Annotated in this window: 29 protein-coding genes and 1 other annotated feature; of the genes, 2 read left to right on the top strand and 27 right to left on the bottom strand. The window is 48.2% G+C overall.

The genetic code is table 11. The annotated features are described in order from the left end of the window. Nucleotides 1–62: 62 nt before the first annotated feature. The 5 genes from EL268_RS00805 to glmU all read right to left on the bottom strand — a co-directional run bounded on the left by EL268_RS00805 (nt 63) and on the right by glmU (nt 4086). Nucleotides 63–293 (bottom strand): anti-sigma-F factor Fin, encoded by a 231-nt coding sequence (locus tag EL268_RS00805; RefSeq protein WP_007726431.1) that lies wholly within the window; start codon nt 291–293, stop codon nt 63–65. A 61-nt stretch (nt 294–354) separates the two neighbouring features. Further along, a complete protein-coding gene (pth, locus tag EL268_RS00800; protein ID WP_064202230.1) occupies nt 355–924 on the bottom strand; it encodes an aminoacyl-tRNA hydrolase in 570 nt (189 codons plus the stop codon). A gap of 105 nt (nt 925–1029) precedes the next feature. After that, nucleotides 1030–1638 (bottom strand): 50S ribosomal protein L25, encoded by a 609-nt coding sequence (locus tag EL268_RS00795; RefSeq protein WP_106657033.1) that lies wholly within the window; start codon nt 1636–1638, stop codon nt 1030–1032. Nucleotides 1639–1728: 90 nt separating this feature from the next. Continuing rightward, nucleotides 1729–2679 (bottom strand): ribose-phosphate diphosphokinase, encoded by a 951-nt coding sequence (locus EL268_RS00790; protein WP_007726399.1) that lies wholly within the window; start codon nt 2677–2679, stop codon nt 1729–1731. 21 nt (nt 2680–2700) lie between these two features. Then, the gene (glmU, locus tag EL268_RS00785; protein WP_106657032.1) at nt 2701–4086 is read right to left on the bottom strand and encodes a bifunctional UDP-N-acetylglucosamine diphosphorylase/glucosamine-1-phosphate N-acetyltransferase GlmU; all 1386 of its coding nucleotides are present in this window, start codon (nt 4084–4086) and stop codon (nt 2701–2703) included. Nucleotides 4087–4281: 195 nt separating this feature from the next. Here glmU and EL268_RS00780 point away from each other — a divergent pair, with 195 nt between their 5' ends. Continuing rightward, nucleotides 4282–5298: a CobW family GTP-binding protein gene (locus tag EL268_RS00780; RefSeq protein WP_106657031.1), complete on the top strand. Its 1017-nt coding sequence runs from the start codon at nt 4282–4284 to the stop codon at nt 5296–5298. A 55-nt stretch (nt 5299–5353) separates the two neighbouring features. Here EL268_RS00780 and spoVG read toward each other — a convergent pair whose 3' ends face one another. The 11 genes from spoVG to metG form a co-directional block, all read right to left on the bottom strand. Then, nucleotides 5354–5641, bottom strand: a complete 288-nt coding sequence (spoVG, locus tag EL268_RS00775; RefSeq protein ID WP_007719936.1) for a septation regulator SpoVG — start codon at nt 5639–5641, stop codon at nt 5354–5356. A 190-nt stretch (nt 5642–5831) separates the two neighbouring features. Then, complete coding sequence (locus EL268_RS00770; protein ID WP_007719935.1) at nt 5832–6212, bottom strand: RidA family protein; 381 nt, start codon at nt 6210–6212, stop codon at nt 5832–5834. A 6-nt stretch (nt 6213–6218) separates the two neighbouring features. Beyond that, nucleotides 6219–7052, bottom strand: coding sequence for a pur operon repressor (gene purR / locus EL268_RS00765; protein WP_106657030.1), 834 nt, complete (start codon nt 7050–7052; stop codon nt 6219–6221). Between the two features lie 55 nt (nt 7053–7107). Continuing rightward, nucleotides 7108–7986, bottom strand: a complete 879-nt coding sequence (gene ispE / locus EL268_RS00760) for a 4-(cytidine 5'-diphospho)-2-C-methyl-D-erythritol kinase (protein WP_106657029.1) — start codon at nt 7984–7986, stop codon at nt 7108–7110. A gap of 217 nt (nt 7987–8203) precedes the next feature. After that, nucleotides 8204–8383 carry a small, acid-soluble spore protein, alpha/beta type gene (locus tag EL268_RS00755; RefSeq protein ID WP_017246937.1) on the bottom strand — a complete coding sequence of 60 codons (180 nt, stop codon included), beginning with the start codon at nt 8381–8383 and terminating at the stop codon, nt 8204–8206. Nucleotides 8384–8500: 117 nt separating this feature from the next. Beyond that, nucleotides 8501–8773: a biofilm formation stimulator Veg gene (veg, locus tag EL268_RS00750; protein WP_005830485.1), complete on the bottom strand. Its 273-nt coding sequence runs from the start codon at nt 8771–8773 to the stop codon at nt 8501–8503. A gap of 216 nt (nt 8774–8989) precedes the next feature. Continuing rightward, nucleotides 8990–9883, bottom strand: coding sequence for a 16S rRNA (adenine(1518)-N(6)/adenine(1519)-N(6))-dimethyltransferase RsmA (rsmA, locus tag EL268_RS00745; protein WP_106657028.1), 894 nt, complete (start codon nt 9881–9883; stop codon nt 8990–8992). Between the two features lie 3 nt (nt 9884–9886). Next, on the bottom strand, nt 9887–10435 hold the full coding sequence (gene rnmV / locus EL268_RS00740; protein WP_106657027.1) for a ribonuclease M5: 549 nt from the start codon (nt 10433–10435) through the stop codon (nt 9887–9889). A gap of 171 nt (nt 10436–10606) precedes the next feature. After that, entirely contained in the window at nt 10607–11704 is a 1098-nt protein-coding gene (locus EL268_RS00735) for a resuscitation-promoting factor (RefSeq protein ID WP_106657026.1), read from the bottom strand. A 470-nt stretch (nt 11705–12174) separates the two neighbouring features. Next, a complete protein-coding gene (locus EL268_RS00730; protein ID WP_106657025.1) occupies nt 12175–12945 on the bottom strand; it encodes a TatD family hydrolase in 771 nt (256 codons plus the stop codon). A gap of 27 nt (nt 12946–12972) precedes the next feature. Further along, nucleotides 12973–15000 (bottom strand): methionine--tRNA ligase, encoded by a 2028-nt coding sequence (metG, locus tag EL268_RS00725; protein ID WP_106657024.1) that lies wholly within the window; start codon nt 14998–15000, stop codon nt 12973–12975. 58 nt (nt 15001–15058) lie between these two features. Further along, nucleotides 15059–15313 (bottom strand) — a binding site (T-box leader). Between the two features lie 443 nt (nt 15314–15756). On the opposite strand from metG, the gene EL268_RS00720 reads away from it, so the two are divergent. Then, nucleotides 15757–16005, top strand: coding sequence for an AbrB/MazE/SpoVT family DNA-binding domain-containing protein (locus EL268_RS00720; RefSeq protein WP_007719913.1), 249 nt, complete (start codon nt 15757–15759; stop codon nt 16003–16005). Between the two features lie 60 nt (nt 16006–16065). Here EL268_RS00720 and EL268_RS00715 read toward each other — a convergent pair whose 3' ends face one another. The 11 genes from EL268_RS00715 to EL268_RS00665 form a co-directional block, all read right to left on the bottom strand. After that, entirely contained in the window at nt 16066–16716 is a 651-nt protein-coding gene (locus EL268_RS00715) for a class I SAM-dependent methyltransferase (protein WP_106657022.1), read from the bottom strand. Between the two features lie 130 nt (nt 16717–16846). Next, complete coding sequence (gene rsmI / locus EL268_RS00710; protein WP_106657021.1) at nt 16847–17719, bottom strand: 16S rRNA (cytidine(1402)-2'-O)-methyltransferase; 873 nt, start codon at nt 17717–17719, stop codon at nt 16847–16849. After that, nucleotides 17716–17991, bottom strand: a complete 276-nt coding sequence (locus EL268_RS00705) for a GIY-YIG nuclease family protein (protein WP_007719905.1) — start codon at nt 17989–17991, stop codon at nt 17716–17718. Before EL268_RS00705 ends, rsmI begins: the two co-directional genes overlap by 4 nt. After that, the gene (locus tag EL268_RS00700; protein ID WP_106657020.1) at nt 17966–18733 is read right to left on the bottom strand and encodes a tRNA1(Val) (adenine(37)-N6)-methyltransferase; all 768 of its coding nucleotides are present in this window, start codon (nt 18731–18733) and stop codon (nt 17966–17968) included. The genes EL268_RS00705 and EL268_RS00700 overlap by 26 nt, the downstream gene beginning before the upstream one ends. Nucleotides 18734–18841: 108 nt before the next feature. Beyond that, nucleotides 18842–19213, bottom strand: a complete 372-nt coding sequence (yabA, locus tag EL268_RS00695) for a DNA replication initiation control protein YabA (RefSeq protein ID WP_012683858.1) — start codon at nt 19211–19213, stop codon at nt 18842–18844. Between the two features lie 28 nt (nt 19214–19241). Beyond that, on the bottom strand, nt 19242–20057 hold the full coding sequence (locus tag EL268_RS00690) for a PSP1 domain-containing protein (protein ID WP_012683857.1): 816 nt from the start codon (nt 20055–20057) through the stop codon (nt 19242–19244). A gap of 3 nt (nt 20058–20060) precedes the next feature. Continuing rightward, nucleotides 20061–21041: a DNA polymerase III subunit delta' gene (holB, locus tag EL268_RS00685; RefSeq protein WP_047074446.1), complete on the bottom strand. Its 981-nt coding sequence runs from the start codon at nt 21039–21041 to the stop codon at nt 20061–20063. Nucleotides 21042–21057: 16 nt separating this feature from the next. Continuing rightward, entirely contained in the window at nt 21058–21504 is a 447-nt protein-coding gene (locus tag EL268_RS00680) for a YaaR family protein (RefSeq protein ID WP_007719898.1), read from the bottom strand. Between the two features lie 92 nt (nt 21505–21596). Then, nucleotides 21597–21926: a cyclic-di-AMP receptor gene (locus tag EL268_RS00675; RefSeq protein WP_007719896.1), complete on the bottom strand. Its 330-nt coding sequence runs from the start codon at nt 21924–21926 to the stop codon at nt 21597–21599. A gap of 132 nt (nt 21927–22058) precedes the next feature. Continuing rightward, the gene (gene tmk, locus EL268_RS00670) at nt 22059–22700 is read right to left on the bottom strand and encodes a dTMP kinase (RefSeq protein ID WP_106657019.1); all 642 of its coding nucleotides are present in this window, start codon (nt 22698–22700) and stop codon (nt 22059–22061) included. 39 nt (nt 22701–22739) lie between these two features. Beyond that, nucleotides 22740–24212, bottom strand: a complete 1473-nt coding sequence (locus EL268_RS00665; RefSeq protein ID WP_106657018.1) for an aminotransferase class I/II-fold pyridoxal phosphate-dependent enzyme — start codon at nt 24210–24212, stop codon at nt 22740–22742. Between the last annotated feature and the right edge of the window lie 52 nt (nt 24213–24264).

Below are 24264 nucleotides of genomic sequence, written 5' to 3'. Positions count from 1 at the left end.
AAGAAGCCTTAGCTCCCCAAGCTAAGGCCTTGTCAGTGCAAGCCTTCCTAATGCGTATCCACTTATTGAAGTGGGTTTCCGACTAGCGAAAGCTCTGGATGCTGAATCAGCGCTTCACGGCAATAGTCGCACGTGATGCTGACGACCGTATCTCCACTTTGTTCTCTCGATATTATAAGAGCACGTTCCTCCGGGGTCAAGGAATCAAACCCGAGCTGCGCTTCTGTTACTTGCGATTCGTCAAATTCTGCAATCTTCATGCCGCAGCAACGACATGTATAGCGTATGCTCATGCACATACCACCCCCATACTGTTCCTATCGCTTAGTATGGACGATTGGGTGGGAAATCATACTACTTTTTCAAGCTGTTGTAATGGTTCATGACCTTTAAAAACGACTCTCTTGTCCACATGGCGCATGCATCAGCAGCCAAGCTCACCGCTTCTTGAATGTCGGCTCTTTCCGCCACTGGAAACGTATTCAAAACATAGTCGCTGACGCTCCGCCCTGGTTCTGGACGACTGATCCCTACCTTGATTCGTTTAAACTCCTGTGTGCCCAAATGCTGAATCATCGACTTGATGCCGTTGTGCCCACCAGCGCTGCCCTTTTCTCGCAGACGAAGATGTCCGGTCGGCAAATCAAGATCGTCGTAGATGACGACGAGATCGTCCGGAATCAGTTTGTAAAACTTGAGGACTTCCGCTACCGATTCACCGGAGAGATTCATGTACGTCTGCGGCTTCACCAGCAGTACCTTCTCGCCTTCGATTCGTCCTTCGCCCACGAGTGCACGAAACTTGTTTTGCGTAACAGGAATTCCCCATTTGTCGCTAATCTTATCTATGGCCATAAAGCCAGCATTATGTCTGGTGTCTTCATATTTTTTGCCGGGATTACCCAATCCAATTATGACTTTCACGCTTATTCCCTCCTACTCTCTTCCCATTGTACTCGAATGGTCACGTGAACAAAAGGAAAAGGGCAGAGATGAAATCACCTCGCCCTTCTTTTTCATGCCCTAATTTTATTCGTTAGCGGTTCCTGCTTTTTCGGCCACTGCTTCTGCCTCTTGCTCCGCATCGATTGATTCTTCCGACTTGGCCTTCACAGGCAGTACACTGATCAGCACTTCCGTGGATTCGAGCCCCAGATCTACTCCGGGTGGGACATTCAGATCGGAAACCAGTACGACATCCCCGATATTCAATCCGTCGACATCGACCAGAAATGATTCTGGTATATTACCTGGCAAGCAAGTTACTTCCACACTGTGGCGGATAAGGGTAGCCACACCCAACTCCGGATCTCCTGTCATGAGGACAGGAACGGAAGTGTGTATTTTTTCATTCATATTGATCTTCTTAAAATCTGCATGCAAAATGTTCCCCTGCAAAGGATGCCGTTGCAGCTCATAAACCATGACATCGTGCGTGTTCCCGTCTACATTCAACCGGAATGGCTTGTTCGTCGACTGGTGACGCAGGGCAGCATCCAGCTCTCTTCCTTTGACCTGAATCGGCTTGTTGCCCATATCGCTGCCGTACATAATACCGGGAACCCAACCTTCATTGCGCAGTACCTTTACAGCATTGCCTGTCTTTTGTTCACGAGACTGTGCCTGTAATTGTTCCACAAAAAAACCTCCTTCGGACTGCTAGTAAAAGTTTCCTCACTAGCTTGTCCATCGGAGGTTTAGTTCAATCCCCTAATAGGGGATTGTATATTAATCGAACAACTTGCTTACGGAAAGCTCTTCGTGAACACGAATGATTGCTTCACCAATGATTGGCGCTACAGAAAGAACGGTAATCTTATCGATAATTTGTTCTTCTGTCAGCGGGATTGAGTTGGTCACAATCAGTTCCTTGATCTTCGAGTTAGCAATACGCTCGATAGCAGGACCGGACAGAACTGGGTGCGTGCAGCATGCATATACTTCACGTGCGCCTGCTTCTACAAGGGCACTTGCAGCCAGTGTGATCGTTCCAGCGGTATCGATAATATCGTCGATGATGATCGCTGTTTTGCCTTCGATGTTACCTACGATGTTCATTACTTCGGCTACGTTTGGTTCTGGGCGACGTTTGTCAATAATGGCAATAGGCGCTTCCAGACGTTCTGCCAATTTACGAGCACGGGTCACTCCACCGTGATCCGGAGATACGACAACGATATCTTTCAGACCTTTTTCAGAGAAGTGTTTGCCCAAGATAGGCACACCCAGCAGATGATCAACCGGAATATCGAAGAAGCCTTGGATTTGTGTTGCGTGCAAATCCATCGTAATCACACGTTGTGCACCTGCTGTCTCGATCAGGTTCGCAACCAGCTTAGCCGTGATCGGATCGCGTGCGCGTGCTTTACGATCTTGACGAGCATAACCGTAGTAAGGAATGACCACGTTAATACTCTTAGCCGAAGCGCGTTTCAATGCATCGACCATGACCAAAAGCTCCATCAAATGCTCATTAACGGGAGCAGACGTTGGCTGAATGACAAATACGTCACAACCGCGAACGCTTTCATTGAGTTTGAGTTGGCATTCGCCATCACTAAAGCGCACTACTTGTGCGTTTCCGAGTGGTACACCGATGTGTTCGGCGATTTCTTTTGCCAGTTCCGGGTTTGCGTTGCACGTAAATACCTTCAGTTTTGGGTCGCGGTAATTAGCCATGATCTTCTCAAGAACCTCCCGTTATGATTGCTTTTTGCCCTTGCGAGGCAGTTTGTTCGCGTAATCGATTTTATTCACTTGACGCTCACGTGCGATCGCAAGCGCATTATCTGGCACATCTTGATTAATGGTCGATCCTGCAGCTACATAAGCATTTTGTCCAACTGTAACTGGCGCAACCAGATTGCTGTTGCATCCGATGAATGCTCCATCTTTTACTGTTGTTTTATGTTTCACTGCGCCATCATAATTGACGGTAATCGTTCCACAGCCAATATTGACTCCGTCTCCGATCTCCGCATCTCCTACATAGCTGAGATGAGGAACCTTCGTACCGTCACCAATTTTCGCATTTTTCAATTCCACGAAATCACCGATTTTGGCATTGCGTCCAATCTGTGTTCCTGGTCGAACATAAGCAAATGGACCAACAGAAGACTCGCTTTCCACACTCGAATCAACCAGCACAGAGTAAGAAATGGTCACGCCACTCGCTACGTTCACATTCGTCAGATCCGCTTGGGGTCCGATTACACAATCAGCTCCAACGGTTGTTTGTCCACGCAGGAAAGAACCTGGGTGGATCACGGTATCTGCCTCAATCTTCACATCCGCTTCGATGTACGTAGAAGCTGGATCGATGATTGTCACACCATTTCGCATGTGACCAGTCATAATACGTTTTTTCATGTAGGCTTCTGCTTCCGATAGCTGTACACGATCGTTAACACCCATCGTTTCCTCCGGGTCAACCGCTTCGTATCCAACTACCTTTTCACCTGCATCACGCAAAATACCGACAACGTCTGTTACATAGTATTCGCCTTGTGCGTTGTCATTTTTCACTTCCGCCAAGGCTTTCCATAATTTTCGGTTGTCATAGCAGTATATGCCCGTATTAATTTCACTGATCGCCCGTTCCGCTTCCGTAGCATCCTTATGTTCCACGATTCGCAATACTTCGCCCGCCTCATTGCGCACGATACGCCCATAACCTGTTGCGTCAGGTAACACGGCGGTTAATACCGTTGCAGCCGCTTGCTGCTCCTCGTGATAGCTCAGCAAGGCCGACAACGTAGTCGCTGACAAGAGGGGAACGTCTCCATATAAAAGAAACGTAGTTCCTTCTTTATCCTGTAAAAACGGCGCTGCCTGCGAAACGGCATGTGCCGTTCCCAACTGTTCTTCTTGCAGTGCATAAGTAACGTCCTCGCCTAGTTTGGCGCGGACAGCGTCAGCACCATGACCTACGACGACAACGATATCCTGAACCTGCATGGATGCCATCGTATCGACTACATGCTGAACCATAGGCTTTCCGCACACAGGGTGCAGGACTTTGTACAGCTTCGATTTCATCCGTGTACCCTGACCAGCAGCCAGAACCACGGCATGGATCTTAGACATGTCAACCCTCCATCGTAGAAGTTCCACAATGACTATATCCTAATTCATATGTGGATTTCAAGACAATCGATACAGGATTATGCCCGATTCCTTGCATTGCCAGTAGTTAGACACAAGGCAGACAACATTTAATTTTCTGACAGAAATGTGATATATTGTTGGGCGAAAGGGGTTATTTGAAGGAGGTAGGATGAGATGAGTGCAGAGATATACTTGCTGACTGGATATTTAGGAAGCGGAAAAACCACCCTTTTGCAAAAGTGGCTGACTCATTTGCGCATCACAGACCAGAAAGTAGTCGTCTTGATGAATGAAATGGGGGAGGAAGATATTGACGGGGAACAATTGCAAGGCTTCGGCTTTCCTGTCAAAAAAATGCTTGATGGCTGCATATGCTGCTCGATCAAGGGCGAGCTGACGGAAGGCTTAAAAGATATTATGAACGCCATTGCGCCAGACCGAATCCTCATCGAGACTACTGGCGTAGCCGATCCACTTGATGTTATCGATACGATTACCCATCCAGAGTTGTATGATCGACTGGAGTTAAAAGGGACCATTAGTGTTGTCGACGCCTCTCGCTTTCTAGACCTCAACTCACGATTCTCCTCGACTGCCACTCTGGTCAAAACGATTCGAAACCAAGTGCGTTACGCAGACCTGCTTCTTTTGAACAAAACCGATTTGACCAGTCCTGATGTCATAGAGCGGGTCAAGCAAAAGCTCAGCGAAATCAATCCGATCGCACCCATACACGCTACTGTTCAGGCAGAAATAGAAGTCCCCCGGCTTTTATCTGTCAAACGCACCGTTCATGAGCGACCGCTCGACAACGAGACAAACCGCCCCATTGCCGTACAGAAAAGCATCGGACGAATGTCAACGATGGACAGGCTCAAGCAATCCCTTGGCCTGAAAACAAGCCAACCCTCTCTCTACAATAGTATCGAAACGTTTTCCTATGTATTCACCGGTCCCGTAGACGCGAAAAAATTCGAGGACTTTCTATACGATCTCCCCAAAAATGTCTATCGGGCAAAAGGCTACGTCCAGTTCCACGGAAAGCCCGAGCTGATCTCGTTTCAACATACCGATAATCAGGTGCTCCTGTTCCCTTTTGAAAATTTCGGACCGAAAATGGTAGCTGTTTTCATTGGGGAAGGAATGGATAAAGAAAATATTTTGAACGACCTAAAAAAATGTTATGGTTAACGGACGCCGAAGCACCCTGTCGCAAGTGACAGGGTGCTTTGAGTATAAGGACTTTTTAAGCACCAGCTTCGATAGTGCTTTCTTCCTCTTGACCTACGCGGTCGTATTCTGTGAGAACTGCTGCCTGGATTTTTTCACGGGTAGTTGAAGAAATCGGATGTGCAATATCGCGGAATTCTCCATCTGGTGTACGCTTGCTCGGCATAGCTACAAACATACCATTGTTTCCGTCAATGACACGGATATCATGAACCACAAATTCATGGTCAATTGTAATGGATGCAATCGCTTTCATCCTACCATCCGTATTCACTCGGCGAAGTCTTACGTCTGTTACTTCCATCTAGTTCACTCCCTTTATCTATGTAACGCGTTTAGGATTATTTCCACCCGCTGGGTAAATATTCCTGCTTATCTTTGTGCAATTTTTGAAAAAATATATAAATATGTTTTTATGTCATTTTTTGGAAACATTTTCCGCAGGTACAAAAACAGCCCAATGCGCGTGGCATCAGGCTGTTTTCCATTTTTTTCTATTCGATATAAGCTACGATTTCGATTTCGACTTTTACATCACGCGGCAGGCGTGCCACTTCCACAGTGGAACGAGCTGGCTTGTGATCGCCAAAATATTGGCCGTACACTTCGTTCAGTTGACCAAAATCATTCATGTCCTTGATGAATACGGTCGCCTTTACTACATTCGTCAGGTTGCCACCGGCTTCTGCCAGTACCGCTTGAATGTTGGAAAAAACCTGATGGGTTTGCTCCACGACGTCACCTTCTACCAAAGTGCCGTCTGCACGCAGCGGAATTTGACCCGATGCAAAAAGAAATGGACCTACCTTTGCAGCTTGGCTGTAAGGCCCAATAGCGGCAGGAGCCTTGTCAGTTGAAACAAAAGAGATTGCCATACCTATCTACTCCCCTCTTTTTTCAAAAAAACTGCCCAGCTCTATTTCGATTTGCTTGCCCTTGAAGTCTACATCCTGAAGTTTTGCAAGCGATACATATTCATCTACCAAACGCTCAGAAACATCCGCTGTCGTTTCTACCAGTACGCCGCATCCTACTACGGTTGCTCGGAATTCCTGCAACAGATCAATCATGCCCCGCAATGTCCCGCCAGCTTTCATAAAGTCGTCCACAATGAGGACGCGAGACTGTTCGGCCAAACCGCGGCGAGCGAGTGACATGGTTTGAATTCGTTTACTGGAACCCGATACATAGTTAATGCTCACTACTGAACCTTCCGTCACCTTGTTGTCACGGCGGACAATCACAACAGGCACATTCAAAAACATAGCCGTCGCATACGCAAGTGGAACCCCCTTTGTTTCCACCGTCATGACGACATCCACATTTTTATCCGCATAAGCGGTTGCAAAGAGCTTTCCGATCTTCGCCATCGTTTGTGGATTTCCGAGAATGTCGGACATATACAAGTATCCACCTGGCAAAAGCCTCTCTGGATTAGCGAGTTGACCGATCAGTTCGCGCATGAAGTGAAGGGCCTCTTCCGTTTTGACCTGTGGAATATACTTCACTCCGCCTGCCGCTCCCGCCACCGTTTTCAACAAGCCTACCCCTTGGACTTCAAAAGCCTCTTTGATGATAGACAAGTCTTCACTGATGGATGATTTCGCTGCGCCGTATTGTTCCGCGAACAGAGTGAGAGGAGTCAGCGTATGGGGATGGGCGAGCAAGTGCTGCGTCATGTCAACCAGACGTGCACTTCTGCGCAATTTCTTCATGGCTCTTCCTCCAAAACCGAATATTATGCTGATAATGTATCATTTCCATACGGGTTTATGCAAGTATTTCCCCATCTTGAGCGCCTAACATTCGGACAACAAACACATCTTTGACAAAACCTCGCAACGCGTTGTAGATCCGATGCACTTTCGCTTCCTTTTGCACAAGAGCAAACACAGTAGGGCCGCTGCCAGACATCAGGACACCATCTGCCCCCGAAGCGATCATGAGATCCTTGATTTGTCTTACTTGTGGATGGAGCGAGAGCGTGACGTTCTCCAACACATTTCCAAGAGATTGGCACATGAGTGAAAAGTCTTGGGTCGCGATGGCTTGCAGCATTTGTTTGGTATCGGGATGATTATCGATCTGGGCAACACGCAGGTTTCCGTATACATCCGGGGTAGATACTCCGATCGGCGGCTTAGCTAGAATCACCCAGCACGGTGCAGGCGCTCCCAGGTGCGCGATCTGTTCGCCACGCCCTGTCGCCAGCGCTGTTCCACCATAAACGCAAAATGGCACATCAGAGCCAATCTCCGCTCCGATTTTAGCCAGCTCATCTCTGGTCAACCCGAGATTCCACAATTGGTTCAAGCCGCGCAGTGTTGCCGCTGCATCACTGCTGCCACCTGCCAGTCCAGCCGCAACCGGAATTTGCTTGTCGATATACAAGTGTACGCCCTGGCGTACTTGAAATTTTTCTTTCATGAGCGTTGCCGCTTTATATGCGTGGTTACGGATATCATCCGGTACGAAGCTGGCAGAACAGTCCAGCGTAATCTCACCATCTTCGCGTAGAGTCATGTCCACACGATCTGCCAAGTCTACGGTTGTCATCACCATTTCTACTTCGTGATAACCGTCCGGCCGTTTGGCAAGCACGTCGAGAGTCAAATTAATTTTGGCCGGAGCTTTGACCGAGATACGCACGTAATTCACCTCTGCCTACTTTCTAAATTTCCTAGTCTCTTATTGTAGCATAGGCAAACTCTCCCATGCCACTTGATCAATTAAAAAGAATAGGATCGAGATCATTATGGGTATTTCGAAAATTCAGCTCCCTTTATAGAAAAAAAGCCGGGATGCCCCGGCCCTTGTCAACGAGTGTTTATATGGTGAGAAACGTTCGTACGGTCAAACCCAAACGTTACAATCGCTTAGCGGCTAATGCTTCCTCAGCAAGCTGAACAGCGCGCTTGACCATGTTACCCGCGTCCCGTGTCGTGATGCCTCCCCAACCCTCGGCTTTTACCGTATCGTAAAACCCAAGCTCTTTGGCCAGCTCCATCTTAAACTGCTCTGACATCAGTCCTCGTCTGCGACCCATAGCACCCTCCTTCTCGTTGACAGGCTTAGTGTGCTCCATACCGTTCTTTTTATTGCCTCAACCAAATGTTCAGAGCTTTTCGATATAAAAAACAAAACAGTAGAACCCAAAAGGGCTCTACTGTTGTACAAATGTGATGCGGATGTGCTCGTTTTCGCGGCACACCGTCAATTCTACTGTTTCCGTCAAGATGTCAGCATAGCTGTAAGATACCCGCTCAAAGAGTTGGTCGTCATCCAGCTTTACCACAAACACAGATGGGTAAGTTTCTTCGAGGATGCCACTACGTTCAACGGTTTTGCGGCGACCGCCATTAGCCTTAAGCAGGATGCGCTCACCAATGTGTCCGTCTAAACTACGTTTAATGTCAAGTAACGCGTTTCTTGCCATTGTTCCATCCACCTCGCTTACATCTATTATAACAGCTCCCTTATATTTTGTCAAAGAAATAAAAAATTATAGCAACCCTGCCGATATTTTGTCAACGGGGTTTTTTTCATAAAAAACGTAGATATTTGTCAAATGATATGCATAAAGGGCATAAACACGCAAAAACCCCCATTCTTTGGGAATCTCGCCCAAAAATAAGGGGGTCGTCTATACGATTTACGTAATCAGTCCGCGGCGCATACCTTCGTTCGCTAGGCGGGCAAATTCGTCCAAACTGAGTGTTTCACCACGTCGGGTCGGATCGATCCCGATGTCAGTGAGCATCTGTATTACTTCATCCTTTTGGGTTTTAGGAAACAGTCCATTCATCAGGTTGTTCAACAATGTCTTCCGGCGCTGTGCAAACGAGCTGCGTACCACCCGGAAAAACATATCCTGATCGTCTACTTCCACTGGCGGACGATCTCTTACCTTTAAGCGAATCACTGCCGAGTCGACATTCGGACGTGGAACAAACACACTAGCAGGCACAATCATCGCTACTTCTGTATCTGCATAAAATTGAGCTGCGACTGATAGAGAGCCATAGTCTTTCGTTCCTGGTTTGGCTGCAATTCTCTCAGCCACTTCCTTTTGAATCATGACCACGATGTTTTCGAGGGGCAATCTCTCTTCCAGCAGCTTCATCAGGATGGGCGTCGTCACATAGTAGGGCAAATTCGCCACTACACTCAACTTTTCCACTCCTGTCATCTTTTCTTCTATTAACTTCTTCAGATCCAGCTCCAGTACGTCCCCATGAACGACTTCAATATTTTCATAAGGAGAGAGCGTGTCCTGCAAAATAGGCAAAAGACGTTGGTCGATTTCAATCGCCATCACTTTTTTGGCTGCTCGTCCCAATTGTTCCGTCAGCGCACCGATACCGGGCCCAATTTCAATCGCTCCCTTTTCCTTGGTAAGGTCTGCCTCTGAAACGATGTTATGTAAAATGTTCGTGTCTATCAGGAAGTTCTGGCCCAGACTCTTCTTAAAAGAAAAGCCATACTTCTCCAATATTTCTTTTGTACGCGTAGGTGTGGCAATATCCTTGCCCGCTATTTGGGTCATGGCTTACTCCCTCTCTTTATTAATGGCCGCAATGGCCGCTTCGAATTCTGCTCGACTGATTTGGAAGGCATTGAGCCGCTGCAGCATTTGCTTGGCATTGGCGTATCCGATCCCCAATGCTTCTCCCAGCTTAATTCTGCGTTCTTTGGCATCTACTCCGGACGTCAGGCCATTTGCCAACAAATCGTCAGAGGTAATCTCTCCAGCCGTTTCCGCCATTTCGGTACGTACTTCTGAGAGTGCACGAATAATCACGTCAGGTGTCGCGTTCTCAACGCCGATGTCGCCCTTTTTGGTCCCATCCTCCTGGGTAATAAATGCGTGCTTGCAGCCTGGAACCGACTTGCTGATAATTTTTCGGATGCGCTCCCCTTGATAATCAGGGTCTGTGAAAATAATAACACCGCGTTTTTGTTGTGCCAGCCTGATTTTTTCAATCGTTCTTTTATGAATCGCAGAACCGCCAGTTTCAATCGTATCGGCATTAACCGCACGCTTGATAGCTGCGGTATCGTCTCGTCCTTCCACCACGATGACTTCTTTGATCTTCATCATGTGCTCCCACTTTCGTACAAAGTCGGTACGATACTAGTGTTCCAAAAAAAATCGTACCCAAAGCCAAAAATACATGTAACATTTGGCAAAAGAGGATCGTCTTACTAACAAACAGCTTATCACAATTACCATAGAGGAAACAGAAGAACAGGAGCAATCGCTCCTGTCCTAAGGCTTCTGTGGTCCAATGATATATACAGTTTTGTTGCGCTTTCGACCGAATTTCCTCGCCTCGGATTCCGTGCCTACGAATACGTCGATTTTGCCACCTTTCATGGCACCGCCCGTATCTTCAGCTCGACGATACCCAACACCTTCAATGTACACCCACCATCCATACGGAATGACTTTAGGATCTACAGCGATTGTGTGACCAACCTTGGCTTTTACCCCTGTCGATGTGCGTCCATAGCCCGGCGAGCTTGGGTGTTTGCCACCTCCCGCAGGAGTATAAGCAGTCAGGGTAACCCCGTTCAGTACTTTTTTCGGCCTAAACACTTTTCCACCACGCGAGACCGGACCCGCTGCAGAAGCAACCAGGACCCGATCTGGTTGACCCTTTTTCTGCAACGTTGGGACTGCGGTACCCACGGCTACGACATTATCTTTCTTCGGTACAAGGACATCTCTTTTGACCAGATCACGGGAGACTTCTTTTCCATCTTCCATGACTAGCTTGTAGTGTGCAATTGCCTTACCTTCTTGCCCGCTCTGTAATACGCGGGTCTTACCTTTTTCCAGCGCTGGATCATTTTTGCGTATTTCTTGAAAGGTGACTCGCTCATCGACTTTTACCATTTTCTCAACAACCCGCTTAACGCTGATCGAGGAGTCCTTGGTAAGTGTAGCGGTCAATGCCGGTTCTACCCGGTCCTTCTCACCTAGCACGATGCCGCCGTCCTTCAACGCACCAGCAACATCACGACTAAGTGTCTCTATCGTTTTTTTCTGCCCGTCAACCTGGATTGGTATGGACCAGGTCGTATATAAAGTAATGAGTGCTCCGTCTTTTAGCTTCGTCTCTGGTGTCGGTTGAAGGGAATCCTTTTCCGTTACCGTAATGTTTCTCTCGGTTAAGAACTGCTCAACGGTCTTGGCTTTTGTAGCGACCGTCTTGCTTTCTCCGTCCAACGAAAAAGTGACCTGTTTTGGCTGAGTAGCCTGGGCAGAGAAATAGCCAATCATGGGAACGAGGACAAGAGCAAGGCAGCCAAACATGACTAACCCACGATTCTTATACCTATCCCATATCGCGCGTAACTCCATTTCCCACACTCCTTTTCCTAGAAAAGCACAAGGCTCTTCTTGTCTAGCCAGGTAAGGGTCGATGTAATTGCACTAATATTCTGGAAGTGGCCGGTACTTCACAAGGTCGGCTTTGATTGTATTTCACTTTCCCGGCTTTGTCAAATTTACCCTCCCTTTTGGCTGAAGCGATAATGGTATCAGACTAGCAAAATAGGCATGGCGAATGGTAGCAGAAACCTGTCGAGAAGCCATGTCGGATGGACAATAATCGTTCGACACATTGTTCATCGTATGCGTCGACAAAATAGAGTAGAACCCGGTTACCTCACACAAAAAAACGGGAAATCACGTGATCAATCGTGATTTCCCGTTTTTATTTTCGTGTAGGAAATATATAAGTGACAGTCGCTTATATATTTCCGGAGCGCATGAAAACTGTCCGCTTAAACGCGGTCACACTTCCTGGAAATGCCTCGATACAGGTTTACTTAACCGTTCATGCGAAAAAGACGTCTGGCATTGTCTGCGGTAATTTGTGCCATTTCCTCGTAAGACAAACCATGAATGTTCGCCATTTCCTCACAGACGTAGCGCACATATCCACTCTCATTTCGCTTTCCGCGGAAAGGATGCGGCGTGAGATAAGGGCAATCCGTCTCTATCAACAACTTGTCTAGCGGTACCTTCGCTGCTACTTCTTTTGGCTGCTTGGCATTTTTGAACGTAAGCGGACCACCGAACGAAATGTAAAAATTCATATCGAGTGCCTGCTTCGCCGTTTCCCAGCTACCAGAGAAGCAATGCATGATGCCGCCAACATCCGCTGCCTTCTCTTCCTTCAGGATCGTCAAAACGTCTTGGTGCGCATCGCGATTGTGGATGATGATCGGCATGTCGAGCTTGCGAGCCAGACGAATCTGCTTGCGGAATACCTCTGCCTGCACATCACGTGGCGACGTATCCCAGTAGTAGTCCAAGCCCATTTCACCCAATCCCACTACTTTCGGATCACGACTGAGTTCCTCGATCCATTCTAGATGTTCGTCCGTCATGTCCTTGGCGTCTTGCGGATGCCAACCGATGACGGCGTAAATAAAGTCATACGCATGAGCCAAATCCATGCAGGTCGGAATTGTTTCAGCGTTGAATCCGATGTTCACAATCGTACTGACGCCATTTTCCTGCGCACGAGCAATGACGTCTGCACGATCTTCATCGAATTCCTTCGCATTTAGATGAGCATGGGTTTCAAATAACAAGATGGGTCCTTCCTTTCCTTGCCCTCGTTACTTCACGATTGCTCCGTTTGGCATACTTGGGTCAACAGTCGCAAGTGTCAACTGATCTCCTGCCGATGCTGCCAAGATCATCCCTTGAGACAGCTCACCGCGAAGCTTCACTGGCTTCAGGTTGGCTACGAGGATCACTTTTTTGCCGACCATATCTTCTGGGGAGTAGTATTTTGCGATACCGGAAACAACCTGGCGCTTCTCGTAGCCGAGATCCAATTGCAGAACCAACAGCTTGTCAGCATTTGGATGCTTGGCACATTCCACTACCTGTGCGACGCGCAGCTCTACTTTTCCAAAATCGTCGATGCTGATTTCTTCTTTTGCATCAGCTGGTTTGTCAGTTGCGGCTTCTGTTTGGTTGGTGTTTGTTTCGCTCACAGGTGCTTCCCCTTTCAAAGCTGCTTGCTTTTTCTTGTTTTCCTCCGCTTGGCGGCGTGCCTCTGCTGTCGAATCGTCGATGAAAGCCAGTTCCGCTTGAACATCCAGACGAGGGAAGAGCAATTCTTTACGGCTAACGGTGCTTCCAGCAGGCAATCCACCCCATACACCTGCAGATTCCCAGCTCGTTGCTTCTTCATTGCCCAAAATACCCAGTTGGTCCCAAATTTTCGCTGGTGCTTTGGTCATAAACGGTTGGATCAGCACGGAGCTAATACGGATGCTTTCCACCAAATTGTACATAACGGTTGCCAGACGACCTTTGGTTTCTTCGGATTTTGCCAAATTCCAAGGCATGGTCTCGTCGATGTATTTGTTTGTACGTCCCACCAGTTCCCAGATGTGAGCCAGTGCATTGGAGAAGCGCATTTCTTCCATGTGCTCTTCCACCAGCGCCTTCGTTTTCATTGCCAGGCCGATCAAGCTGTCATCCGGCTCTCCTGCATCCTGTGGAGCTGGAACGATACCATCGAAATATTTCTCAATCATCGTAGCGGTACGGCTCAGCAGGTTTCCGATGTCATTAGCCAAGTCGTAGTTCAGGCGCTGTACGAACGATTCTGGCGTGAAGATGCCATCCTGACCGAAGTTGATTTCACGAAGCAGGAAGTAGCGAACGCCGTCAGAACCGTAACGGTCGATCAAAACTTTCGGGTCAATGACATTACCCTTGGATTTGGACATTTTTCCATCTGGCATCAGAAGCCAGCCATGACCAAAAATTTGTTTTGGCAAAGGAATATCCAGTGCCATCAATAGGATTGGCCAGTAGATCGTATGGAAGCGCAAAATGTCTTTTCCAACCATGTGAACATTGGCTGGCCAGAAGTTACGGTATTTGCTGTCATCCTCGGACAAGTAGCCGAGAGCAGAAATATAGTTCGTCAATGCATCGATCCATACGTAAATAACGTGCTCCGGATCGCTTGGCACCTTGATTCCCCAGTCAAACGTACTGCGGGATACGGACAAATCCTGGAGACCTGGCTTCAAGAAGTTGTTGATCATTTCATTGCGGCGGCTCTCTGGCTGGATAAACTCAGGATTCGCTTCAATGTGCGCAAGCAGTCTGTCTTGATATTTGGACATGCGGAAGAAGTAGTTTTTCTCCTTCACTTTATTCACTTCGCGTCCACAGTCTGGGCAAATATATCCATTATCGGTTTTACATTGAGTTTCTGTCCAAAATGCCTCGTCAGGTACACAGTAGAAGCCCTCGTACTCGCCCAAGTAAATATCACCTTGATCGAGCAGGCGCTGGAACACTTTTTGTACGACTTCTTTATGACGAGGCTCAGTGGTACGGATGAAATCGTCATAAGAGATGTCCAGCTTTTGCCACAAGTCCTTTACCCAATCGACAATCGGATCGATGAATTCGAGCGGTTGCTTGCCATCCTCGGCTGCACGCTCCTGGAGCTTTTGTCCATGCTCATCTGTTCCTGTCAGGTAATACACATCATAGCCGCGCAAGCGCTTGTAACGCGCCAAAGCATCACATGCAATGGTAGTGTAAGCGTTACCGATGTGAAGCTTGTTGCTTGGATAGTAAATCGGTGTCGTGATGTAATAAGTAGGTTTCATTGCAACTATTCCCCTCCTGTTTACGTTTATTAAAATAAGGAAAAGCCCACCCCAAAAAAATTGGGGCGAGCTCTATCTCGCGGTACCACCCAAACACTCCGTTCCCTCACGGAAAACGGACTTGGTGAGTCAAAACATGACTCTACCCGTAACGTGGGCATACGTCACAAACTACTAGGTACGGTCAATGCCGTCACTGTTCATCTGCAAGACTCAGGGTCCATGTTCAGCTTGCTCGCTTATACCGGTTTTCAGCTACCCCGGCTCTCTGAAATAAGGAGGATCGGCTTACTCTTCCCATCATGGTCGATTGCTATCATTTGCTGTATTTATCCTCTATTGTACACGACCAACCTGTTTTGTAAACATCCTAGGCAAGCCCATTTTCCTAAGGAATTTTATCACTCGCTCCATGCCAACTTTACAAATTACAAGCGCAAAAGGGAAAACTTGGAGTTTTTGTCGAATCTCCATGTTGTGTTTCGACATTCGTCGACTTGTTCGACACCCAATACTCCCAGTAAATTTTATCCATAAAAATTTCCATATCACTTCCATCATTCCGAGAAACACTTTTTAACAGCATTTTCGTTTTGAAAAAACATTTTGCTTTTCAAGGAATTGTCAAAATCATGTTGACACCTTTGGGAATGGCTGGTATGATTATCCCAACAGAAAATGTCGAATATTGACGATAAATGATGAGTGTATAACAATAGCATCGACATATACAGATTTTGGGAGGAGATTTTAGCTATGATGAAATCAACCGGTATCGTTCGCAAAGTAGATGAATTGGGTCGTGTTGTTATTCCAATCGAATTGCGCCGCACTCTGGGTATCGCTGAGAAAGATGCTTTGGAAATCTACGTTGACGGAGAGCGCATCATCCTGAAAAAGTATGAGCCTGCATGTATCTTCTGTGGAAACGCTGATAAAGTATCTCACTTTAAAGGTAAAATTGTGTGCCAAGATTGCCTGACTGAAATGCCTGTTAAACGCTAATATCATTTGATTACATAAACATGCCTTTGTGGGACGAGCCTCACGAAGGCTATTTGTTTGCTATTTTTTCTTCAACAGTGCTCGGAAGAAGAACAGCCTGGGTACATACAAATCAGAATAAACCACATCTGCCGGCATTTCAAAGGATACTTCGCCAGAAAACTGTAGTCCAACCTCTCCCAAAACTTGCTGTAGCCGCGCTAAATTGATCAGCGGGTAATCAAAAGTGAGTACGAGCTCCCCATCGTCTTTTAACACTCTGTGAAATTCGCGAAATGCTTGCACCATGATCGGGTCTTCGAGATGTTCGAGAACAGAGATGCAAAATACAGTATCAAACTTTTGATTCGAGTACGGCAAGTAGGTCAAATTGGCTCGACAATAATGAATACCGTCAAAATAATGTGCAGGCAAGCTGTCTGCTACTCTTTTCCCAAATACGTCCACAATATCTTGATAGATCGCTTCCTTAGACAATATCCGATTATCGAGATCACAAGCGTGTACTTCTCGACAATGATCAGCCAAATAAAATTTGAATGGGTGGCAGATCCCGCATGCCGAATCGAGCACGACGTCATTCGGTTTGGCAAACTGTTTGGCCCAGGCATATTCGTACGGTCTACTGTTCCATGTAACCGGCAGCGTAAATATGAAGTGATCATCCTTTTCATCTGTATTCACAATAAAACGAGAATCACGAATACTCACCGCTGATCCCCCCATCTATCCCTTCCGAAAACACCGTCAGCGCTCCCTACCATCGTATTCACATACACTGTCGACATGACGAAAAGAAAAAAGCCGACCGTATCGGCCAGCTTTACTCACTCATTACCTTCTATTCACGATGATATTCGTTGTAAACATCTCGTTTGGATACGTTCCGATCATCGGCTGCTTGCTTGATGGCTTCCTTTTTCCCCATGCCTTGTGCGCAATAATGATCCACATGCTCCACGATACTCAGCGACTGCCACCAGGTATCATCGGCTTCCGCTTCCAGCGGACCGGTGTTCCCTTCGACAATGACACAAAACTCACCGCGCACCTCGCCGCTTCTGAGCCATTCCAGCAGCTCGTCCAACGTCCCACGCACAAATTCCTCGTAGCGCTTTGTCAGCTCTCTTGCCAGGACAGCTCGCCGATTCCCCCACACTTCCTGCATGGCAGCAAGCGTCTTTTCCACCCGATGGGGAGCTTCATAAAAAATCAGCGTTTCTGGATATCGCTTCAGTCGTTCCAGCTCTTCGCGTCTTTCTTTGTTTTCGCGACCCATAAATCCGCAAAAAACGAATCGATCCGTGGGAAGACCGGAAGCGATCAACGCTGTCAATGCCGCATTGGCACCTGGAACGGGGATGACAGGAAATCCCGCTGCGGTCGCATCTCGTACCAGCTCCGCACCCGGGTCGGAAATAGCCGGCAAGCCAGCGTCACTCACTAAGGCAATTTTCTTGCCCTCGGCAAGCCACTGCAACAACCCATTCCCACTTGCTTCCTTATTATGCTCGTGATAGCTGACCGTACGTTTTTCGATCTGAAAATGATTCAGCAGCTTTCTCGTCTGGCGCGTATCTTCACACGCGATGACATCGACTTCACGCAACGTATTTAGACACCGCACCGTGATATCATCGAGATTACCGATGGGTGTAGCCACCAAATAAAGGACTCCTGCTTCTTCTGACGCAAAACTGCGTTGCACATTCATTCGGAGGCCCCTCCAATCAATTCTTCTTTTTTCTTGCGCGTTAATCGTTTGATGCTCTCTTCACGCTTGAGACCCCAGGAACGGTCTGCTCCTTCTTCCCAATAGAGCAGCTCCACTGGCCCGCGGCCTCTCGTATACTTGGCACCCTTTCCTTCATTATGAGCAGCCAAGCGACGGATCAGCTCTGTCGTATATCCGGTGTAGAGTGTCCCATCCGCACAAGACAGGATGTAGACATAGTGACTCTTACTCGAGGGAATCTCGTCTGCCATAATAGATTTCCTGTAGCTCTTCACAGTATTGCTCTCCATTTTCATACACAATCAGCGGCGGCTGAATTCTCAGCTCCGGCTTTCCACCCCTTATTCCCTCGATCAGAACCATATTCGGCTCTGCTTCCCTACGCGGATAAACCAGACGCATCCGTTTCGGCTCGATGCCGTATTGGCGCATAAGCGAAACGATGTCGATCAAACGTGTGGATCGATGTACGAGCGCCAGCTTCCCACCGGTTTTTAGCAACTGACTCCCCACGCGAATGACATCCTCCAAGGACAGCATAATTTCATGACGGGCAATCGCAAAGTGCTCGCTGATGTTTTTCTCCCCGCTCGTCGCAGGCATATACGGCGGATTGCATGTGATCAAATCGTACTTCCCGTGCCCGAACAACGACACTGCATCCTTCACATCGCCGTGATGCATCGTAATTCGTTCGTTCAAACCATTCAATGTCACATTGCGGCTCGCCATACTGAACAAACGCTCTTGAATTTCGATTCCATCAAAACTGGCTTCCGGCGTACGCGTGGTCATAATGAGCGGTATAGCTCCATTGCCCGTGCACATATCCAGTACTTTTCCGCGCTTTGGCACCGATGCGAATCGCGCCAAAAGAACCGCGTCCATTGAAAAGCAAAACACTTCGTGGCTCTGGATTATTTTCATTTCATGTGTCAATAAATCATCGATGCGCTCTGTTTCATACAGCGGCACGTTGCTGACAGGTTCCATCTACGGCTCGTACTCCCTTTTGTTCTTGTCTTATTATTCCTATCCGGAAAAAAGCGACCTGACACGTGGCCCAGGTCGCTTTTTCATGTGGTGCTGGTTACTCACCGCTTATTTTTGAGGGCCGCCGCTCAGGAATGAGAGACAGAACAGGCAATCCCCTTCTTTTCGCAGGCTGCCAAAATGCACATTGCAGATATGAAATCCTTCCGCGTACAAACGGGCGAGGTTGTCATATCCTTCTCCGACCACTGCCTTTTTGGCTTTTTCCTTCGCGACAGGGCTTGTTCCCTTTTGTTTTGCTTGGGAGCCGGTCTTTTTCCTGTCTAGTCGGTTGCGAAGGTGCTGGTTTTCAACGAGTAATTGGGCGTTTTCCTCCATCAAAACAACGATGACGTCTTTCAGTTCACCAATTTCTTTATAAAGGTCACCAATACGTTCTTCAATGCTCGCCATCTTGACGAAGATTTCCCGTTTGTCCACTAGCTCACCTCTCCCCTACCCCCACGCTTTATTCAAAGGTGGGGAGACCTATCGCAATCTCATCCAATCCGAATTCGGTGACGCGTTTGTCGATTGAAAGCTCCACTTGGACAGATTGATCAAGTACGTTTACGGAAACGACTCGTCCATTCCCCATCGGGGTGGTGACCAGTTTTCCAACGTCCGGCATCTCATCCTTCGAGCTTTCATAGTTGTCGTTCTCGTATTTTAAACAGCACATCAACCGGCCGCACAGACCAGAGATTTTGGCTGGATTCAACGAAAGATTTTGGTCCTTGGCCATTTTGATCGAGACAGGCTCGAAATCGCCGAGGAACGTCGAACAGCAAAGCAACCTGCCACAAGGCCCGATCCCGCCGAGCATTTTGGCTTCGTCACGCACACCGATCTGGCGAAGCTCAATCCGGGTACGGAATACGGAGGCGAGGTCTTTCACCAGCTCACGGAAATCAACCCTGCCGTCAGCGGTAAAATAAAAAATAATCTTGTTGCGGTCAAATGTGTATTCCACATCGACCAGCTTCATATCGAGCTTGTGCTCCTTGATTTTCGTCTGACATACAGCAAAAGCATTCTTGGCGGCTTGCTTGTTTTCATCCACCTGTTTAGCATCTCGCTCGTCTGCCATCCGAATGACCTTTTTCAGCGGCAAGACGACATCAGACTCAGCCACTTCTTTTTTGCCAATGACGACCTTGCCAAATTCGACCCCTCGCGCCGTTTCAACGATGACGGTGCAATCTTGCTCAATCGGCAGTCGGTCAGGGTCGAAGTAATATATTTTGCCCGCTTTCTTAAAGCGGACCCCAACAACCTCGTACAAGGGTTATCCCTCCTGGAATTGAAGAACCAACCGCTCAAGAGCCAACTGTGCGTTGGCATTTCGCTCTATCCGATTTTTCGTCTCCATGACCAAATCTATCCCGCGCAAGAGCTCAGCTTTTGTCCATACCAGTGCTTGTCCTTGCAGCACATCCTGTTGGTCGCTGTTAATGAGATGGGCATGCCTGCCTACTTGCAAATACAGGATATCGCGCAGCCAAAGGATGAGCAAATCTAAAAAGAGGGGTAGTTCCTCTTTACTTTTGTCGCTCTTTTGCAACATATCATGGATCGTTAAGAGTGCAGATGAATTGCGCTGTTTACACTCCTGCACCAATTGTATCACTAGATTTCTTAGCTGTGCAAACGATTCTGATTGGCTGAGTGTCATGGCTTCTTCCACATTTGTCGTAATGTGGGAAGCAACCTGCGCCATTCCCGCCAAAACGCCCTCTGCACGCAGCTTTTCCGCAATCGATTCCGCAGAAAGTGGTGAAAATTGAACAATTTGGCATCGGGATAAAATTGTAGGAAGAATCGCATGGCTGTGCTCTGTCAAAAGCAGGGCCAGTACACCAGCGGGCGGTTCCTCCAGAAATTTGAGCAGACTGTTGGCAGCCTGTGTCGTCATTTTATCGACGTGCTCGATGATATATACCTTGCGTGACGACTCGACGGCGCGCATCGCCATTTCTTTTTGCAGCGAACGGATCTGGTCGATCTTAATAGAAGCCCCATCAGGCGTAATAAACAACACATCCGGGTGATTGCCACCCTCTATGCGCCTGCATGTAACACAGGCCCCGCAGGCGTCTGCCTCCCTTTCTGAACAAAAAAGGGACTTCGCCAGATGCAGGGCCATCTGCTTTTTACCTGAACCTTTGGGACCCGCCAGCAAGTAGGCGTGTGCCAGTCGTTCGTTGCGCAAACTATGATACAGCAGTTCCTGTGCTCGTGGCTGCTGAGAAAAACGGGTCCATGTCATGATGGTTTCACACCCACTAAAAATACAAATTGATCAACATGCCGCGGATTTCGCCAATCCTGGCTAACAAATCAATCGTTGGCGCCTGCTCGCTCAAGAGCTCATCTGTCAGTTTGAGCAGCTCTGCATCCACTTCTTTGACGATTTTGTACAGCCTGCTGCGGCCACGCCGATTCATTCCTCGTCTATCGTCTAAGGCAATGCCGAACTTCACAGCCTCTTCCATGAACTGCTTGACGAGATTTTTATAAGCATAGAAGTCACGAACGGCGCGGGAACGAGCAAGAATCTGTCCCTGCCTGTCTATGTCTGTCAGTAGCCGGGTAAGCTTCTCCTGAGACATACGTTCGTCTTCTCCTTGAATCATCGTGCCAAAATTCAGCTTTTCCAGTTGAGGATTCTTGCGTGAATCCGTCGTTTTAATCAAGTCCAGTTTAGGCCGTAACCCATCACTGATTTTCATATCGCCACCTCCGTCGCCCGATCCAATACAGGGTTTATCCCCGTGAGATCAAGTATATACGAAAGTTGCGAAAAAAGAGAGAAGGAACCACGTTAAAATGAGTGGAACTCTCCGACATCCAATACGAATACTGCCGCACCACCCACCTGTACTTCCAGCGGATATGGCATGAACGAGTCTACAGCATTACTGAGTGGAGAGACGGGAGTGACCATTTGTTTGCGGGATTTGCAATTATGCGCAATGATGTCGATTACTTCCGGCACGCTTTCGTCAGACGTACCGATCAAAAAAGTTGTGTTACCGGCGCGTAAAAAGCTACCCGTACTAGCCAGCTTCGTAGCACGAAACCCTTTTTTCACCAGTTGTTGAGACAGACGACCACTATCTTTATCTTGGACGACCGCAACTACCATTTTCATCGGCTATCACCCTTTCTCCCATGATCAATACCCAATTGACTTCTTCATTGTATGAAAAACACGTAGGCTTGGTACGTTATTTCGCTTAAACATATTATACAGCATGTACATCTTCTAGCGGTACTGCCAACCTTACAATCGATCTAGCAGTGCCTGTAAAGCAGCTTCATATACTTGTTCCATCGGCTCCTCGGCATCAATGACGACAAAGCGCTTCGGGTCGCGTTCCATAACCAGCTGATACCCTTCCCGAACGAGTTCATGGAAACGCATCCCTTCCAAATCGAGACGATTCACTTCACGTCCACGGGAGGCATTAATCCGCGCCAATCCGGTTTCGGGCTGTACATCAAAGAACAAGGTCAATTCCGGCATGCAGTCGCCGACAGCAAATCGGTTAATCTGGTAGACAGCCTCAATGCCCAATCCCCGCGCATGTCCTTGATAGGCGAGACTACTGTCGATAAAACGGTCGCATAGTACCAGCTTGCCCTCTGCCAAAGCAGGTAACACCTTTTCCGCCAAATGCTGGCCACGTGCTGCCGCATACAAGAGAGCCTCTGTTCTTTCATCCATCTGCGTGTGGGCCGGATTCAAAATAATTTCCCGAATTTTTTCGGCGATATCAATTCCACCGGGCTCACGAGTCAAAAGCACATCGACTCCCCGTGCTTTCAGTTCTTCGTACAGCTTGGCGATGACGGTGGATTTCCCGGCCCCTTCTCCGCCTTCTATCGTAATAAATCGGCCTTTTTTTCCTGTTGCCACTTCCATACTCCTTCCACCCCTGTTGTAGCAGGCCAGTTGCTTAGATTATCGTAAAACCTGTATCGTTTGTAGCTGGTCGTCCTGTACGCCATGGAATCGCGTTTGTCCTCTCGCCAATTCCTTCAGCATCGCCAGACTTTCTTCATCGATCCGCTCGCCTGGCACCAGCACCGGAATCCCTGGCGGATATGGAATCACCATCTCTGCCACAATTCGTCCCAGAGCCTGCTCCAAAAGAATCGACTCCCTCGGGCAGTCAACGGCTTCATGCATCGGCAGTGCCTGCTGACGCAAATAATGGGAAGACACGACTCCCGTCAAAAGAATGCGCTCCTCTCCCGGCTCTACTTGTGGCGCCATCGATTCAAGCAGTCTCCACAATGCATCCAAATCGCGAGAGGATGTTCCTGTCGAGGCTGCGAGGAGTACATGAGAGTCATCCGCCAGCTCTGAGAAAATCCCGTGCTTTTCCATCCATTGCTGCAACTCAAATCCACTGAATTGGGACGTTCGCAAATGGAAAAACAGTTTCAACGGGTCAAGCGTAGCGTATACGCTGTTCGTGGACAGTCGCGGCCAATCCAGCCAGTCCAGTCGATCGAGTCGCTCCCGAAACTTGTCCAAAAGCGGCAACAATTTGTTCCACTCTTCGGTCGCCTCCAACACCAGATGACGTCTGGCTAAATCGAGTGAAGCCATCAGCACATACGACGGGCTGGAAGACTGAAGCATGGCCAGATGACGGAACAGCCGTTCACGATCAATCCGCTCCCCCTGTATATGCAGCATCGAGGACATCGTCATCGCCGTTCCCATTTTGTGTGTCGATTGGACCGAAGCATCCGCACCTTCCTGCATGGCAGAACGCGGAAAGGCAGGATGGAACCCATAGTGGGCACCATGAGCTTCGTCGATCAAAAGCGGTGCGTCAAACCGATGGACCGTAGCCGCCATTTTCGCCAAATCGATACCCATTCCATAGTAGGTTGGATTCGTCAAAAACACTGCCTTGGCATCGGGGTGTGCAAGCAGCGCACGCTCTACATCTTCGCGCCTTACACCCGCAGCGACTCCTGTTGCCAAATCGACGGCAGGTACTAAAAAGATCGGAGTTGCTCTCGCCATCATAATGCCGTTGAATACAGACTTATGGCAATTGCGCTGTACGAGAATCTTGTCGCCCGGCCGACATACCGTCATGATGAGGGCGATATTTCCTACTGTACTTCCTCCGATCAAAAACTTGGTCTGTTCCGCATGGAAGGCTTGCGCCGCCAAATCCTGCGCTTCTGCAATGACGCCCTGTGGCTGATGCAGGTCATCTGTCCCGCTAATTTCCGTTACATCGAGCTCCAGTATGTCTTGAAAGCGATTTTTGGCATGGTTGTCAAAGCTATGGCCCATTTTATGTCCTGGCACATGAAACGGATGCGGCCGATGCTTGGCGTGCCGTTCAAGCTGTTCATAAAGGGGCGCACGCTTTTGTCGCTCCCGAAATTCAACATCTCTCTCCAACACGCGCGACTCACGTCCTTTATTTTTATTCCCCTATTTTAGCATGATTTGGACA

Source organism: Brevibacillus brevis (genome assembly GCF_900637055.1).
GTDB lineage: Bacteria > Bacillota > Bacilli > Brevibacillales > Brevibacillaceae > Brevibacillus > Brevibacillus brevis.
This window is presented reverse-complemented; position numbering and strand designations above follow the sequence as displayed.